Source organism: Alistipes senegalensis JC50, assembly GCF_025145645.1.
In the GTDB taxonomy this organism is placed as follows: domain Bacteria; phylum Bacteroidota; class Bacteroidia; order Bacteroidales; family Rikenellaceae; genus Alistipes; species Alistipes senegalensis.
This window is the reverse complement of the sequence record NZ_CP102252.1, coordinates 1,585,618-1,600,991: the sequence shown is the minus strand read 5'-3', so window position 1 is coordinate 1,600,991 and position 15,374 is coordinate 1,585,618. Positions and strand designations below refer to the sequence as shown.

11 protein-coding genes are annotated in these 15,374 nt (G+C 62.5%); 7 read left to right on the top strand and 4 right to left on the bottom strand.

Features of this window, described 5'->3' with window-relative positions; all coding sequences use genetic code 11:
- Window positions 1-70 precede the first annotated feature (70 nt).
- The 7 genes from NQ519_RS06345 to NQ519_RS06315 all read left to right on the top strand — a co-directional run bounded on the left by NQ519_RS06345 (window position 71) and on the right by NQ519_RS06315 (window position 8,346).
- Complete coding sequence (locus NQ519_RS06345; protein WP_019152002.1) at window positions 71-2,623, top strand: ATP-dependent helicase; 2,553 nt, start codon at window positions 71-73, stop codon at window positions 2,621-2,623.
- 5 nt (window positions 2,624-2,628) lie between these two features.
- The gene (locus NQ519_RS06340) at window positions 2,629-3,561 is read left to right on the top strand and encodes a glycosyltransferase family 2 protein (RefSeq protein WP_019152003.1); all 933 of its coding nucleotides are present in this window, start codon (window positions 2,629-2,631) and stop codon (window positions 3,559-3,561) included.
- Window positions 3,558-4,220 carry an endonuclease III gene (nth, locus tag NQ519_RS06335; RefSeq protein WP_019152004.1) on the top strand — a complete coding sequence of 221 codons (663 nt, stop codon included), beginning with the start codon at window positions 3,558-3,560 and terminating at the stop codon, window positions 4,218-4,220. Before NQ519_RS06340 ends, nth begins: the two co-directional genes overlap by 4 nt.
- Window positions 4,217-4,993, top strand: coding sequence for a DUF4886 domain-containing protein (locus tag NQ519_RS06330; RefSeq protein WP_019152005.1), 777 nt, complete (start codon window positions 4,217-4,219; stop codon window positions 4,991-4,993). Before nth ends, NQ519_RS06330 begins: the two co-directional genes overlap by 4 nt.
- Before the next feature lie 229 nt (window positions 4,994-5,222).
- Window positions 5,223-6,254 carry a DHH family phosphoesterase gene (locus NQ519_RS06325; RefSeq protein WP_019152006.1) on the top strand — a complete coding sequence of 344 codons (1,032 nt, stop codon included), beginning with the start codon at window positions 5,223-5,225 and terminating at the stop codon, window positions 6,252-6,254.
- Between the two features lie 4 nt (window positions 6,255-6,258).
- Window positions 6,259-7,146 (top strand): LysR substrate-binding domain-containing protein, encoded by an 888-nt coding sequence (locus tag NQ519_RS06320; protein WP_019152007.1) that lies wholly within the window; start codon window positions 6,259-6,261, stop codon window positions 7,144-7,146.
- A 129-nt stretch (window positions 7,147-7,275) separates the two neighbouring features.
- Window positions 7,276-8,346, top strand: a complete 1,071-nt coding sequence (locus NQ519_RS06315; RefSeq protein WP_019152008.1) for a YeiH family protein — start codon at window positions 7,276-7,278, stop codon at window positions 8,344-8,346.
- An 8-nt stretch (window positions 8,347-8,354) separates the two neighbouring features.
- Here the strand turns inward: NQ519_RS06315 and NQ519_RS06310 are convergent, their stop codons facing one another.
- The 4 genes from NQ519_RS06310 to NQ519_RS06295 form a co-directional block, all read right to left on the bottom strand.
- Window positions 8,355-8,921, bottom strand: coding sequence for a GNAT family N-acetyltransferase (locus NQ519_RS06310; protein WP_019152009.1), 567 nt, complete (start codon window positions 8,919-8,921; stop codon window positions 8,355-8,357).
- A gap of 116 nt (window positions 8,922-9,037) precedes the next feature.
- Window positions 9,038-10,369: a pectate lyase family protein gene (locus tag NQ519_RS06305; protein WP_019152010.1), complete on the bottom strand. Its 1,332-nt coding sequence runs from the start codon at window positions 10,367-10,369 to the stop codon at window positions 9,038-9,040.
- Window positions 10,370-10,381: 12 nt separating this feature from the next.
- The gene (locus NQ519_RS06300) at window positions 10,382-13,360 is read right to left on the bottom strand and encodes a glycoside hydrolase family 2 protein (protein ID WP_227901005.1); all 2,979 of its coding nucleotides are present in this window, start codon (window positions 13,358-13,360) and stop codon (window positions 10,382-10,384) included.
- On the bottom strand, window positions 13,348-15,369 hold the full coding sequence (locus tag NQ519_RS06295; RefSeq protein WP_019152012.1) for a glycoside hydrolase family 97 protein: 2,022 nt from the start codon (window positions 15,367-15,369) through the stop codon (window positions 13,348-13,350). The genes NQ519_RS06300 and NQ519_RS06295 overlap by 13 nt, the downstream gene beginning before the upstream one ends.
- Window positions 15,370-15,374 lie beyond the last annotated feature (5 nt).

Below are 15,374 nucleotides of genomic sequence, written 5' to 3'. Positions count from 1 at the left end.
TAACGTTCGCAATGCAAAGATATTATTTTCTTTGGAAAATTCTTGCTCATTTCTTATTAACTTTGCGGGCATGGAATCCAACGAATCACCCATATTACGGGGTCTGAACCCCGCCCAGTACGATGCCGTCGTGAACTACGACGCTCCCTCGCTCATCATCGCGGGAGCCGGTTCGGGCAAGACCCGCGTGCTCACCTCGCGCATCGCCTACATGATCGAGCAGGGCGTGGCGCCGTTCAACATCCTGGCCCTGACCTTCACGAACAAGGCCGCCGAGTCGATGCGTGAACGCATCGCGCAGATGCTGCCCGACAACCGCAGCCGCTATATCCGCATGGGCACGTTCCACTCGGTCTTTTCGCGCATCCTGCGGGAGAACGCCGAGCGGATCGGCTTCACCGATTCGTTCACGATCTACGAACCCTCGGACTCCAAGAACCTCATCAAGACCATCGTCCGCGAACTGAACCTTCCGGACGAGAAGTACAAGCCCAACGTGCTGGCTTCGCGCATCTCCTACGCCAAGAACTGCCTCGTGACGCCCGGCGCCTACCTCGCCAACTCGGTCTACGCCACCGAGGACCGGCAGGCGCAGATTCCCGAATTCGGCAACATCTACAACATCTACTGCCAGCACTGCAAGCGCAACGGCGCGATGGACTTCGATGATTTGCTTTTGCAAACCAATATCCTGCTGCGCGACTGCCCCGACGTGCTGGCCCGCTACCAGGAGCAGTTCCGCTATATTCTGGTGGACGAGTATCAGGACACCAACTATGCGCAGTACACGATCATCCGCCGCCTTTCGCAGACCCATTCGAAGGTCTGCGTCGTGGGCGACGACGCGCAGTCGATCTACTCGTTCCGCGGGGCCAAGATCGAGAACATCCTTTCGTTCAAGAAGGACTACCCCTCGGCGATGGTCTTCAAACTGGAGCAGAACTACCGTTCGACGCGCACGATCGTCGATGCGGCCAATTCGGTGATCGCCCGCAACTCGAAGCGCATGGAGAAGCACTGCTTCTCGGACGGTGACGTGGGCGAGAAGATTCGCATTCTGAAAGCCTACACCGACCGCGAGGAGGCTGAGATGGTCGTCACGGACCTGCGCGACAAGGTCCGCGCCGCGGACGACGACTGGTCGGAGGCGGTGATTCTCTACCGCACCAACAACCAGTCGGCCGTGCTGGAGGACAATCTCCGCCGCCGTGGCATCCCCTACCGCATCTACAAAGGTTCGTCGTTCTACGACCACAAGGAGATCAAGGACCTGATGGCCTACATCCGGCTGGTCATCAATCCCCGCGACGACGAGGCGTTCAAACGCATCGTCAACTATCCGGCCCGCGGCATCGGCGACACCACCGTGCAGCGCATCGCGCAGCTGGCCGCCGAGCGGGGGCAGTCGATGTGGGAGGCGGTCGATGCGCTGGTCGCCGAACCCGCCGCCGACCCCGTGCAGCGGACCATCGCCCGCAAGGTGGCGGATTTCGTCGCCATGATCCGCGCGCTGTCGCTCGCGCGCAACGACAAGGGACTCTACGATTTCGGTCTGGAGATCGCTTCGCGGTCGGGCATCATCGCCGCTTACCGGGCCGAGAACACCCCCGAGGCTACCTCCGCGCTGGACAATATCGAGGAACTGTTGAACTCGATGCAGGAGTTCAAGGAGCGGTGCGACGCCGAGATCCGCAACGGCGAACGTCCCGAGGAGGAGACGGCGACCATCGAGGAGTGGTTGCAGAACGCGATGCTGATGACCGACATGGACAAGGACAACCCCGACGACAACAACAAGGTGACGTTGATGACGGTCCATTCGGCCAAGGGCCTCGAATATAAATACGTGTACATCGTGGGGCTGGAGGAGAACCTCTTCCCCTCGCAGCGGGCGGCCGAGTCGCCCGACGGCATCGAGGAGGAGCGGCGGTTGTTCTACGTGGCTCTGACCCGCGCCAAGGTTTCGGCGACGATCTCCTACGCCGAGATGCGTTTCAAGTGGGGCAATATGGAGTTTTCGCGTCCGAGCTGTTTCCTGCGGGAGATCGACCCCCGATACGTCGAGTCCGACGCCGATTTCGCGGAGGTGCGTCCGCGCCGCCGGGACGACGACGGAGAGGGCCCTTCGGCTCTCGACGAGCTGCGCCGACGTTACGACTACCGCTATCAGCAGAAGCAGCAGGGCGGCGGCCGCTTCGGCGGCGGTAGCGGGGGCTCCGGAAGCCGCGGCGGCTCTTACAGTGGCGGTTCCGGCGGTCGCAGCGGCGTTTTCGGGCGTCCCGCCGACGGCGAGTCGGGTCCTGCGCGGCACTTCGCGCGGGCCGCACAGCCCCGGCGTTCCGGAGTGCCCGATCCGGCCCTCGTGCAGACCCCGCGGCCTTCGACCGACGGCATGCGCCGCGTCGGGGTGCGGCAGGCGATGGACGGCGGGCTCTCCGCCGGAAGTGCGGCGCCCGTGAGCGGCGAGTATGCCGTGGGCCAGCGCGTCGAGCATCCGAAATTCGGCGTGGGCATCGTGCAGCGCATCGAGACCCTCGCCGAGGACCATAAATTAGTGGTGGCCTTCGACAATGCGGGCGAAAAGACCCTGCTGGCCAAATTCGCCAAACTGACCAAACTCTGACCCCGATGGAAACGCCGCTCGTATCGGTCTGCATGACCACCTACAACCACGAGGATTGGCTCGCCCAGGCCATCGAGAGCGTGCTGGCCCAGCGGACTTCGTTCGGCGTGGAGCTGGTCGTGGGCGAGGATTGCAGCACGGACCGCACGGCGGAGATTTGCCGCGAATATGCGGCGAAATACCCGGACCGCATCCGGCTGGTGACTTCGCCGGAGAACGTGGGCTGGCGCGCCAACTACCGCCGGACGTTCGAGGCTTGCCGCGGGAAATACGTCGCCTACCTCGACGGCGACGACTGGTGGTGCGATCCGCTGAAGTTGCAGAAACAGGCCGACCTGATGGAGGCCGACCCGAAGTGCGGCATGTGCTATACGCGCGCTTCGAACTACTGGCAGGCCACCGGCCGCACGGAGCCCGACCATCCGGACCATTACACCGATTTCGCCCGCCTGCTGTGCAGCCTGACCATCGCCAACTGCGCGACGTTGGCCCGCCGCGAACTGATCGCTCGCTATTACGATGAGGTGCGCCCAGAAGAGCATCCCGGGTGGAAGACCGACGACGCCCCGATGTGGCTCTGGTTCTCGGTGCGCAGCCGCATAAGCTATCTGCCCGACATCACCGCCGTCCACCGGCGCCTGCCCGACAGCGTGAGTCACAGCACGGCCTATCGCAAGCGGATCGCCTTCTGCGACTCGCTGATGGACATCAGCCTTTGGTTCGAGGCGCACTACGGCACGGGCGCCAACCGTTTCCGCATCCTCCGGCGGCGGAGTTCCGTGGCCCTGTGGGTGCTTTCGTGGGAGGGGTCCGTGCGGGAGTATCTGGCCCGCTGGCGGCGCGACGTTTGCGGCTGCCCGCGGCTGCTGCTCTGCCCCGAGGGCCCCGGACTGCTGGTGAAAAAGATCCTGTTCAGACGTAAAAAACAACGGATATGACAACGAAAGAGCGTTACGACGGCATTATCGCCTGGTTCTCGGAGCATATGCCCGTGGCCGAGAGCGAACTCCACTACACCGATCCCTACCAGCTGCTGGTGGCGGTGATCCTCTCGGCGCAGTGCACCGACAAGCGGGTCAACATGACCACTCCGGCGCTGTTCGAGGCTTTTCCCACGCCGCACCACATGGCCCGCGCCACGGCCGAGGAGATTTATCCCTATATAAAGAGTATCTCCTATCCGAACAACAAGGCCAAGAACCTCGCGGGAATGGCCCGGATGCTCTGTTCGGAGTTCGGCGGGGAGGTTCCCTCCGACCTGGAGCAGATGCAGCGCCTGCCCGGCGTGGGCCGCAAGACGGCCAACGTGCTGGGGGCGGTGCTGTGGCAGAAGGAGGTGATGCCGGTCGATACGCACGTCTTCCGCGTCTCGGAGCGCATCGGACTCACGACCCGTTCGAAAACGCCCCTCCAGACGGAGCTGGCCCTCGAAAAGAACATCCCCGGCCACCTGCTGCCGCTCGCCCACCACTGGCTGATTCTCCACGGACGCTACGTCTGCATTGCGCGGGCCCCGAAATGCGGCGAATGCGGCATTGCGACCTGGTGCCGCAAATACGCCGCCGACCATCGTCAACCCAAAACTCCAAAAATATGATCAAGTACGTTTTTCGCCTTTTGCTGATTCTGCTGCCCCTGGGCGGCATGGCCCGGACCCAGCAGGACTCCCTGCGGGTGCTGTGGGTCGGCAACAGTTTCACCTATTTCAACGATCTGCCCGCGATGGTGCAGCAGATCGCTTCGACCCAGAAGATGAAGATCTCCTGCACGCGCTTCCTCAAAGGCGGCGAACGTTTCTCGGGACATCTGCAAAACAAGAAGCTGCTGCAAGCCCTTGCCGACGGCGGCTGGGACTACGTCGTCTTGCAGGAGCAGAGCTCGGCCCCCGCGATGCCGACCGGGCAGGTGGCCCGCGAGGTCTATCCCGCGGCCCGGACGCTCGACAGTCTGGTGCATGCCGCGTCGCCCGACGCCCGGGTGATCTTCTACATGACCTGGGGACACAAGTACGGCAACCGCAAGCCCGTGGCCGAATACCCGCTTTCGAACGGATACGAGGGGATGCAGGAGCGGCTGAAGACCAGCTACCTCGAAATGGCCTACGACAACGGCGCATGGTGCGCTCCGGTGGGTATGGCGTGGCGGACGGTGCGCCGCGAGCGTCCCGACTGCATCCTCTACCGACCGGACTGCTATCACCCCGAAGTTCCGGGCAGCTATCTGGCGGCCAACGTCATTTTCACGACGATTTTCCAGCGTCCCTACCAGACGGCCTTCACCGCGGATCTTCCGGCCGAGCAGGCCGAGTATCTCCAGCAGACGGCCCAGCGGAGCGTCCTCGACAACCTCGTGCTGCTGAATATTCGGTAGGACTGTCGGTGCATCCCGCGGCTTTTGTATCTCGGGTGCCGTAACGACGCTTGTATTAGCCGGGACGTTTTGCCGGACCGCGAGACGGTCCGGTTTTGGAAACGTCCCGGCTTTTTCGTATCTTTGGCTACGCCTTAGATACTCCCGCTCGGCAATGTTCAAATAAAAATTTGACATTGCCCTCGCTTATTCGTATCTTTGCCGAATCCACCAAAGCGGAGGAAAACGAATGAAACTATCGAAAGAACATATCGAACGCCTGCGGGAGATGCTCGCGCGCGCCGGACAGCGGATCGTCATCGTCTCCCACACCAATCCCGACGGCGACGCCGTGGGGTCGTCGCTCGCCTGGGCCGAGATCCTGCGCACGATGGGCCACGAGGTGACGTGCGTCGTTCCCAACAAGTTTCCCTATTTCCTCGACTGGATGCCCGGCATCGACGAGGTCGTGGTCTTCAAGACCGACACCGAGGGGCGTGCGAAGAGGGCGATCGCCGGAGCGGACCTGATTTTCTGCCTCGATTTCAACGCCGTTTCGCGGCTGGAGATCCTCAGCGACACCATCGAGGCCAACACCACGGCCCGCCGCGTGCTGATCGACCATCATCTTTCGCCCGACGAAGGGTTCGACCTCTCGTTCTCGCATCCCGATTCGTCGAGCACGTGCTTTCTGGTGTACAGCATCGTCGAGGCGATGTTCGGCACCGACGCCATCACGCACAGCATGGCCGAGACGCTTTACGTGGGCATGATGACCGACACGGGCAATTTCGCCTTCTCGTTCCTCACCCCCGAGCTGTTCCGCGCCGTGGCCGTGCTGGTCGAGAAGGGCATTTCGATCCCCGACATCCACAACAACGTCTACAACGCCTATACCGAGGGGCGTGCACGGCTGTTCGGCTATGCCATCAACCGCAAGATGGAGGTGATCCAGGACGGCACGGTGGCTTATATGTCGCTTATGGAGAACGAGATGCGCCGCTTCCAGTTCCAGCAGGGCGACAGCGAGGGATTCGTCAACTACGCCCTCACGATCAAGAAAGTCAAGATGTCGGCCATGTTTCTGGCGCACCGCAAGTTCATCCGCGTCTCGCTGCGTTCGCGGGGCGGCGTCGATGTCAACCTCTTCGCCCGGAAATACTTCGGCGGCGGCGGCCACAGGAATGCCGCGGGCGGCAAGTCGTTCGTTTCGATGCAGGAGACCATCGACCACTACATCCGCTCGGTGAAGGAGTTCGCCGCGGAGGGGCATCTCGGCTGATGTCATGGACGATTTCCGGCTCAAAGTCTTCATCACCGCGGCCCGGACGCTGAGTTTCACCCGGACTGCCGAACAGCTCTATATCTCGCAGCCTGCCGTCAGCAAGCACATCGGCGAGCTGGAATCCCGTTACAAGGTGCAGCTTTTCGCCCGCCGCGGCAGCCGTCTGGAGCTGACCGATGCCGGGCGCACGATGCTCGAAGCCGCCGAACGGCTGGCCGACGACTACCGCCGTCTGGAGTACGAAATGAGCCTCTGCGCAAGCCTCACCGAGGGCGAACTGCGGCTGGGGGCCAGCACGACCATTGCCCAGTATCTCCTGCCGCCCATCCTCGCGCGCTTTACGACGCGGTTTCCCGGCGTGCGGGTTTCGCTGCTCTCGGGCAACAGCTCCGAGGTCGAGCAGGCGCTCGGGGAACACGCCGTCGATCTGGGGATGGTCGAGAGCGTCAGCCGCCGGCAGGGGTTGCACTATACCTTCTTCGCGCCCGACGAACTGGTGCTGGTGACCCGCACGGGCGGCAGGTATGCCCGCACCGAATCGCTGACCTGCGAACAGTTGCTTTCGACGCCCCTCGTGCTGCGCGAGAACGGTTCGGGAACCCTCGAAGTGATCTCCGCGGCGCTCGCCGCCAAGGGCATCCGCCTTTCGCAGCTCGACGTGGTGATGCGCCTCGGCACGACCGAGGGCATCAAGGGCTTCGTCCGCAACAGCGACGTGCTGGCCATCGTGTCGGTGACCTCGGTGGTGGACGAACTGCGCAGCGGTGCGCTGCGGATCATCGACATCGAGGGGCTGACCCTCTCCCGCGATTTCAACTTCGTGCACGCCGAGGCCGAACCCGCGCGGCTGGTCCGGCAGTTCGTCGATTTCGCCCGGGCGAACCGCTGATTCGCGGCGTGTTATAACTTCGGGTTATTCCGGATAACGATTTTTTGTTTCATATCCCGGTAAAAGATGCGATCTTTGCCCTGTTGGCAAAGAAAAAGTTATCGTATCACGCATTATAGAATAAAGGATATGTTGGAAAAAGGCAACCGGGCGAATACGCTCCACGGAATTCTTCTGATCGCGCTGTTCTCGTTCGCGGCGTTCTACATCGCCGAACTCCCCGTCGTCAGACGGCTTTCGTTCAGTCCGCTGATCGTCGGCATCGTGCTGGGCATGCTCTATGCCAACAGCCTGCGCAACAAACTGCCCGAAACATGGGTCCCGGGCATCCGGTTCTGCACGAAACAGGTGCTCCGCTGGGGCATCATCCTCTACGGATTCCGCCTGACGCTGACCGAGGTGGCGGCAGTCGGCATCCCGGCCGTCGCCGTCGATCTGATCGTCGTCGTGGTCACCATTCTGGGCGGCGTCCTGCTGGGCCGCCTGCTGAAGATGGACCGCGATACGGCGCTGATGACCTCGACGGGCAGCGCCATCTGCGGAGCCGCCGCCGTGCTGGGCGCCGAGCCGGTCGTCAGGTGCGAGGGCTACAAAACCGCCATCGCCGTCTCCACGGTCGTCATCTTCGGAACCCTCTCGATGTTCCTCTACCCCGTCATGTACCGCACGGGCATGCTCGACGGACTGACCGATACCGGCGTGGCTGTCTATACGGGCAGCACGCTCCACGAGGTGGCCCATGTGGCCGGAGCGGGCAACGCGATGGACCCGACCGATGCGCTGGGAATCGCCGGAACGGCCACCATCACCAAGATGATTCGCGTCATGCTGCTGGCTCCCGTGCTGGTGGTCATGGGGTTCGTGCTGGCGGGCCGCCGGAAGAGCGCCGGGGGCAGGAAGGAGAAGAACAAGATCGCCGTGCCGTGGTTCGCGTTCGGATTCATCGGGGTCATCTGCCTCAATTCGCTGCTGCAATACCTTTTCGGCGTGGAGAGCGTCCGGGAAATTCCGCTGAACGGCGCCATCGAATACGCCGATACCTTCATGCTGACGATGGCCATGACGGCGCTGGGCACCGAGACGAATCTCGCCAAATTCAAGCAGGCCGGGGCCAAGCCTTTCGTGCTGGCGGGGCTGTTGTACGTCTGGCTGCTCGTGGGCGGCTATTACGTCACGAAATACCTGGTCGGAGTGTTGTAACGGCAGTTTTACGGCAGCCGGGGCAGCGTCGGGGCTTCATGCTCCGAATAGCGCAGCACCCGTTCCCGCACGAAGTCCGCGAAATCGCGGGCTTCTTCGTTCGTGAGGGGCCCGGGACGGCTCATCAGCACGAGCCGGTGGGCGTGGAACGGCTTCCGGAACGAGGGGTGGATATACTCCTGGGGATTTTCGACGAATCCGAGCCGTTGGTAGAAATGCAGGCGCCGGACGGATATTTCGTCCTCCGGAGGGTCGATTTCCAGAATGACGCGCCGGCCCTCCGCGAATGCCGCGAGGGCTTTCGAACCCATGTTCTGCCCGCGCAGACGGGGCGACACGGCCAGATGCTCGACATAGTGGAAATCCCCGGCTTTCCAATGGAAGAGGATGCCGATGAACTCTTCGCCGCGCCAGATGCCGTCGGCTTCGAAATGCGGATCGCCGAACGCACGGTCGTAGCCGGCGGCGTTCCAGCGTTCGCAGTCTGGGAAAGAGATTTCATAGAGGGCCCATGCTTCGTCCCAGCCCTTGTCGGCGCGGGATTTGAAAGGTATGAATTGCAGTCGTTCGGTCATAATCTCGAATTTTCGGCAAGATACGGCAAATTTCGCACAAAATCCAGCCCGGAAGAGATGCGGCTTCCGTCTGCGGGTAAGAAGAACGGATACCGGTCAACCGGTATCCGTTCTTTTTATGGATTCAGCAGGGCCGCAGCCAGCTTTTCGAGCCACTCCTCGATTCCCGAATCCGGGATGTCGAGCGGGCGGCGTACCGGTTGGCAGGAGGGATACCCCTCCGCGTCGTCCTGACTGTCGATCACCCGGCCTGTTCCGGCTTTCGTTTCGTCCGTCAGCCGGCGGTCGATGGCGTCGCGCTGCGCGGGGCGCGCTCCGGCATTCGCCAGCACTGCGGCAGCCGTCTCGGCCGACGGAATAGCTCGGTAGACAGGTGCGGATACGGGGTTTTCGGCGAGGACCGTGACCTGATTGTTGACGATGCGCCGTTTGCGTTCGCCTTTGGTGTCGCCGGCGTTCGGAGTGATCATGTTGTCCTGATGGTAGGCTTCTATCTTGCCGAAGATCATCCAAAAATCGGACGGTGTGTCGGGACCGGGAATCAGCACGTTGCCCACTGCGGCGATCTTGGCCGGACGCAGGCTGTCGGGATATTCTCTGTATTCATCTTCGGGCCACGAAGCATGAATGGCGCGCCGCTTGGGATTGTATATCACGTTGTTGGCGATGTATGCCCGGGCATTGGGTTTCAGCAGCGGATTCCGTTCGAGGTTGGAGGCGTAGAGGTTGCCTACGACGGCGATGCGCGAACAGTAGTCGTGGATGAGCGTGCCTTTCGAGTGTTCGCCTTTGGAGTGGCTCGAATTGCTCAGGCATTCGGCGATGATGTTGTTGCTGAAAGTGATGTCGTGCGAGGTCTTGTCCCGTCCTTCGTGGCGGGGACCCGATGCCGAGAGCAGTTCGTCCGTAGCCCAGGTCAGCGAACAGTGGTCTACCACGACGTTCCAGGCTTTCCAGGTGCTCATGCCGTCGGCCTCCCAGCCCGAGCCTTTCATCATGCCTCGGTTGCCGGGGCGGACGCTGATGTGACGGATGAGGATGTCGTGGCTTTGGATGCTCACTTCGCCTTTTATCAGCGTGATTCCCGGAGCCGGAGCCGTCTGGCCCGCGATGTAGAGATAGGGCTCCTGGAGTTTCAGGGTCGCTCCCTCCAGATCGATCACTCCGCCCGTTTCGAAGACCACGATGCGGGGGCCTTTTTGCCGGATGGCCCATGCGAGCGATCCTTCGCCCTCTTTGTCGAGGTTCGTGACGCGGATGATCCGGAAATCGCCGTCGCCGAAAGGCGTGTAACGTTCTGTGCCTCCGGCAAGATAGGCCGCTTCCCCGATCAGTGCGGCGAAAGTTTTCTCCGATGCCGGGGCCGGTATCTGAGCCGCGGCCTCCGGGGCCTTGCAACAGATCAGGGCGGTTGCAAGGAGCGGTAAAAGAATGTTTTTACTCTTCATGGATCGTAGGTTTTAGTTTTTTTTCGTATCGGCTGCCGCTGCGAGCAGGTTCACGACCGTTTGTACCGCCGTTGCGTCGTAGCGCACGCCGTAAAGCCCGTCGCTGCCGAATCCGGGGCTCAGACGCCCTTTGGTGAGCAGTTGCGAGACCAGCAGGCGGCCGCGTCCTTCGCCGAATCCGATCGCCACGACCGGACTCTTCGTGAGGTCCTTTCCTGCGTTGGCAAGAATTTCAAGGTTTTCGACGAGACCTGTTTTGGCGGCCTCGTACCCGCCCGCGAGGTCCGTGACGGTGATCGGAGCATCGGCGCTCATCACGACGGCCAATGCCGGGGCGTCTTCGATCAGGAACCGCACACGCTCTTTCAACGCCGCCTCGACGGCCGCGTCGTCGGCTTTGTCCGAGAAGGCATAGAAGCCCTGCAACTCGTAGCCGTAATAATGGCCTCCTTGGGTGATCCGTGCACGGTCGGCTCCGCGTGCCGCCCACTGCTCCAAGAACGAGCGGGCGCTCAATCCTGCGATGCTCATGTCGTAGGCCGGAACGGTCAGTCCGCCGCGGTAGCCGTTCCACATGCCCGAATAGCCGGCAGGCATGTTCTGCCACAGTACGTCGTTGTCCGGGGCCGGGAATTGGAAACTTTCCGGTTCTGCGGCCTCGGTGAAGAGCAGCGTCAGCCCCTTGAACAGTTCGTAACGTTTCGTGCCGGGATTCTCGATCTTGACCACGCCTTGCAGGGGGCCCCATACTCCGTCGCCGTTTTCCCGGGGATAACCTTGCCCCAGGGCGATATCCCCGGCGTCGAGCAGAACCGCCGAGGCGCCCCGTTCGAGAGCCTGCCGGATCGTTTCGCCCACGGCGGTGCCGCCTGCGGCGATATGTTCCCAGCTTTTCCGACCGAAGAGCAACAGGTCGGCTTGCGCGGATTCCTGCGTAAGCGCCAGTCCGTTGTCCCGGGCGAAAGCCAGCAGTTCGGATTCGTCCGCCGGAATATAGATCCGCTGTGCGGCGACCTCGGCGGGCACCGTGGTCCGGAACGTGCGGATGTCCCACTTCGATACGACCGGATATTTCACCTGCGCCGTCCGTCCGCGGACCAGTTCCGCACGAAGGATATAGTCGCCCGTGCGGTTCGGCAGCAAGACTGTTTGCGGTTGCGATATACGGGAGTAAGGTCCGAGAGTCCGGTTGACGATGTGTTCGTCGTAGATCTTGCCGTCGGCATCCTCTACCGTGATGCGCGCCGTCAGCGCGGCCTTTTCGTCCGTATCGTTGAAGAGCCAGAGCGGAAAGCTCACGGTTTGCCCGGGCGTGAAGTTGCGGTCCCAGATCTCGGCGCTCACCGACCGGGGCGACCAGGCCGCCGTCAGGGAATTCCAGACCGGCTTGGGGCGGCCTTCGGCCAGCGGGCCGAGGAACCAGTGGTTGCCGTCTTCCCAACTGCTGGCCACGGGGAACGGTGCGGCTCCTGCCGCGCCGATGCGGCGCCAATATTCGGCGATCCTGCCGTGGGAATACTCCTGTAATTTGAGCCGCATCGCAGGGGTGTGGTTGCGCCCGAGGAAGCGCAGCAGGGTTTCGCGGATGGTGACGTATCCTCCGGGTTCGCCGTCGCCGTCGAGATAGTTGCCGCCGAATTCGTCGGTCATGATCGGCAGGTCGAACTGGTCGTAGCTGTCGTAGAACATGCCGACGTTTTCGAAGATGCTCCACCAGTATTTGTGCAGGTGCAGCACGTCGCGTTCCGAGATCACCAGCTGCGGATAATGCGGCAGGAGTTTGTTCAGGGCATTCCAGACCCGCCCGAGTTCGTCGCCTTCGGTTTCGTTGTAAGGATGATAGATGCAGACCGAAGGGTGTGCGACGGCGGCTTCCAGCCAGCGGCCGTACTGCTCGGTGCAGCTCGCTTCGCTGGCCGGCATGCCGTGGAAGAAGGACCATTCGTACTGTACGGCCAGTCCGTATCGGTCGCAGAGGTCCAGCAGGCGGCGCGGCGGCACTCCCAGGTGGAACCGCAGCAGGTTGGCGCCGTGTTCTTTGAGCCGCAGCACGACATTGTCGCGGAACCACGTGGTGTCGTATCCGAGCCGGGCGCCCTCTTCCGTGCGGACCCAGCGGTGCCAGACCACCGTGCTGCCGCGCAGCGGACAGGGACGGTCGTTGAGACGGAACTGTTTGTTCTCGGTGCGGAACTCCTTGATGCCGAACGGCATCGTGCGGCTGTCGCGGGTGTCGAGCCGCAGTTCCATGACATAGAGGTTCGGATGTTCGGGCGACCATTCGCCGAGAATGCCGCCGTAGGCGATGTCGATCGAGTTCTCTCCGGGACGGTATTCGAACGGTTGTTCGAGCATTTTATGTCCGTTCCGGTCGGTTATCGTCAGCGTTCCGCGCCCTTCGCGGAGTTTCCTGCCGGGAAGGGGATCGAGGCGGCAGCCGATGCGGAGCGTCTTTGCCCGGATGTCGGGGAAAAGCACGATGCCGCCGATCGTTGCGTCGTAATGGAAATGGAGATTGACGTCGTCCCACAGTCCCGAGGAGTTGTTCGATCTCCATTGGTCGGCGACGGGGATGTAGGAGGCATCCTCCTGCGGCACGTCGGCAAGCGATTCCAGGGCGATTTCGAGCACGATCCTGCGTCCGGGCCGCACGTCGCGGCTCGTCAGCGGATGCAGGGTCGGGGCCATGCCTCCCTCGGCGCGTGAAACGCTGACTCCGTTGACGAAGACCTCGGGCCGGAACCGGGCGCCGCAGAGTTCCAGCGTTGCAGCCGTCCAACGGCCTTCGGGCAGCGTCACTTCGCGGCGGTACCAAAGGCGGCCGTCGTTTTTCCGCGTGGGGTCCGCGGCGATTCCCGGCACCTCGGCGTTGCGGTCGTAGCGGCGGTCGTCGCCCGCCTCCCAGCGGCCGTTGAGGCTGACGGGCGGGGTCTGTGCGTCGAGCGGCAGAATGCCGCAGAGCAGCAAAAGCGATAGGGTCAGTCGTCGCATAGCGTCTGTCGGTTTATGGGAGTGATGATGGCGGCGAAACCCCCTCCGGGGGCCATCTCCACGGTCAGCTGTCGGGATGTCCCGAGGCGGAATGTTTCGCACTTGTAGTCCTGGGCATAGCGGTCGGCATTCACGCCGTCGCGGAACAGCGTCACGGCATGGTCGCCCTCGCCGAGCATCCCTAGGTCGAGCGTCAGCGTCCGGGCGTTCCAGTCGGTGATCCCGCCGAGGTACCATGTACGGCCTTTGCGGCGTGCCGTGGCGACGTATTCGCCGATGCGTCCTGCCAGCGGGCGGGTCTGGTCCCAGACGGTCGGCACGGAGGCGATGAACCGGGCGCACTCTTCGGCGTCGCGGTATTTCGCGGGGCTGTCGCAGAGCATTGCCAGCGGCGATTCGAAGACGATGTATTCGGCGAGCTGGCGGCAGCGCGTGCCGAGGCTCATCGGTTCCTCGGTGCGGGCCCGGAAGTTTTTCCGGTTCGCGTTGAGCATCGCCCCCTGCGTGTAGTCCATCGGACCGGCGAACTGACGGATGAACGGCACGGTTACGTCGTAAAGGACCGGATCGGCCTCTTCGGGGGAAGTCCATTTGACCCGTTCCAATCCGAAGACACCCTCGAAATTGATCAGGTTCGGATAGGTGCGTTGCAGTCCCGTGGGTTTGTACATGCCGTGCAGGTTGAGCACGAGCCGGTACCGGGCGGCAGTCTCCGCGGCGTGGTAGACGAACTCGACGAGTTCCTGATCGTCGCGGTCGAAGAAGTCGATCTTGAAGCCTTTGACACCCATTGCGGCGTAGTGGCGGCAAATTCCCTCGAAATCCCGGTCGATGGCGGCATATCCCGCCCAGAGCAGTACGCCGACGCCCTTTTCGTTGGCATAGGCCACGACCTCCGGCAGGTCGAGTTCCGGAACGACCTGATAGAGGTCGCCCGTGCCGATGCGCGACCACCCTTCGTCGAGCAGAACGTATTCCAGCCCGTATTCGGCCGCGAAGTCGATATAGTGTTTGTAGGTTTCAGTGTTGATGCCGCTTTTGAAATCGACGCCGTAGACGCCCCAGTCGTTCCACCACTCCCAGGCGGTCTGTCCGGGGCGAATCCATGCGGTGTCGTTCAGACGGCAGGGGGCTCCGAGACGGTAGACCAGATCGCAGTCGAGCAGTCCGGCATCCTCTGCGACGATGGCTGCCGCGCGCCACGGAAAGGTTCGCGCACCCCCGATGCGGGCGATGTAAGGTTCGGTTTCGGTCACGAGGCGCTGGATGTTGTTGTGCCCGCCGGTTCGGGTGGCTTTGGGACAGGGCGGGAAGACGCCCCGCAGCGACGTACCCCGGCCGTCGTGGTTGAGGTACATGCCCGGATAGCTTTCCAGATCGGCTTCGGTGATGCAGACAGCGCGTCCCGAGGGGAGGCGTACCGCCAGCGGCAGGAACATCAGCCGCTGCGGGTCCAGTTCCGAAAGCGCGGCGTGGGTGTAGACATTCTCGAACGAGTTATTGAACTGTTGTGCGAAAGTTTTTTTGGTTCCCTCGCGGTCGAGCACATAGGGGACGACGGCTTCGTGGTCGGCGGCGAAGTTGAACCGGACGAGTTCGTCGGTCACCGTCCGCGGCGTGTCGTCGAGCGAGAAGAAGCGGTAGGCGACGCCGTCGTCATAGGCCCGGAAATCGACGCCGTAACCGCCTCGGAAGGTCAGCGTCAGCTGTTTGTAACGGTCCCGGACGGAGCTTTTGCGGTAGAGCGGGCTCGGAATCTGCGAATCGGATTCCGAGTAGTTTTTTTTCACGACCTTCGGCTGCACGCCCCATACGGTGCCGTCGGTGAAAGTCATCGCCAGCGGCGAAGGGGTGAAGACGATCTCTCCGGCGGCTTCGACGCGGTAGGTGAGGCTGTCGCCGCACGCCACCTCGAGGACGATGCCGCCGTCGGGCGAGGTGAGGCGGTAATCGGCCGCCGAAACCGTCAGAGGTAGCAGCGCAATGGATAGGAATAGTTTTCGGATCATCGGGT

Excerpts from the sequence above, each read along its gene's own strand:
- NQ519_RS06325 (WP_019152006.1), top strand. The coding sequence starts at position 5,223 with ATGAAACTATCGAAAGAACATATCGAACGCCTGCGGGAGATGCTCGCG.
- NQ519_RS06305 (WP_019152010.1), bottom strand. The coding sequence starts at position 10,369 with ATGAAGAGTAAAAACATTCTTTTACCGCTCCTTGCAACCGCCCTGATC.
- NQ519_RS06315 (WP_019152008.1), top strand. The coding sequence starts at position 7,276 with ATGTTGGAAAAAGGCAACCGGGCGAATACGCTCCACGGAATTCTTCTG.
- NQ519_RS06340 (WP_019152003.1), top strand. The coding sequence starts at position 2,629 with ATGGAAACGCCGCTCGTATCGGTCTGCATGACCACCTACAACCACGAG.
- NQ519_RS06320 (WP_019152007.1), top strand. The coding sequence starts at position 6,259 with ATGGACGATTTCCGGCTCAAAGTCTTCATCACCGCGGCCCGGACGCTG.
- NQ519_RS06300 (WP_227901005.1), bottom strand. The coding sequence starts at position 13,360 with ATGCGACGACTGACCCTATCGCTTTTGCTGCTCTGCGGCATTCTGCCG.
- NQ519_RS06345 (WP_019152002.1), top strand. The coding sequence starts at position 71 with ATGGAATCCAACGAATCACCCATATTACGGGGTCTGAACCCCGCCCAG.
- NQ519_RS06310 (WP_019152009.1), bottom strand. The coding sequence starts at position 8,921 with ATGACCGAACGACTGCAATTCATACCTTTCAAATCCCGCGCCGACAAG.
- NQ519_RS06330 (WP_019152005.1), top strand. The coding sequence starts at position 4,217 with ATGATCAAGTACGTTTTTCGCCTTTTGCTGATTCTGCTGCCCCTGGGC.
- NQ519_RS06295 (WP_019152012.1), bottom strand. The coding sequence starts at position 15,369 with ATGATCCGAAAACTATTCCTATCCATTGCGCTGCTACCTCTGACGGTT.
- nth (WP_019152004.1), top strand. The coding sequence starts at position 3,558 with ATGACAACGAAAGAGCGTTACGACGGCATTATCGCCTGGTTCTCGGAG.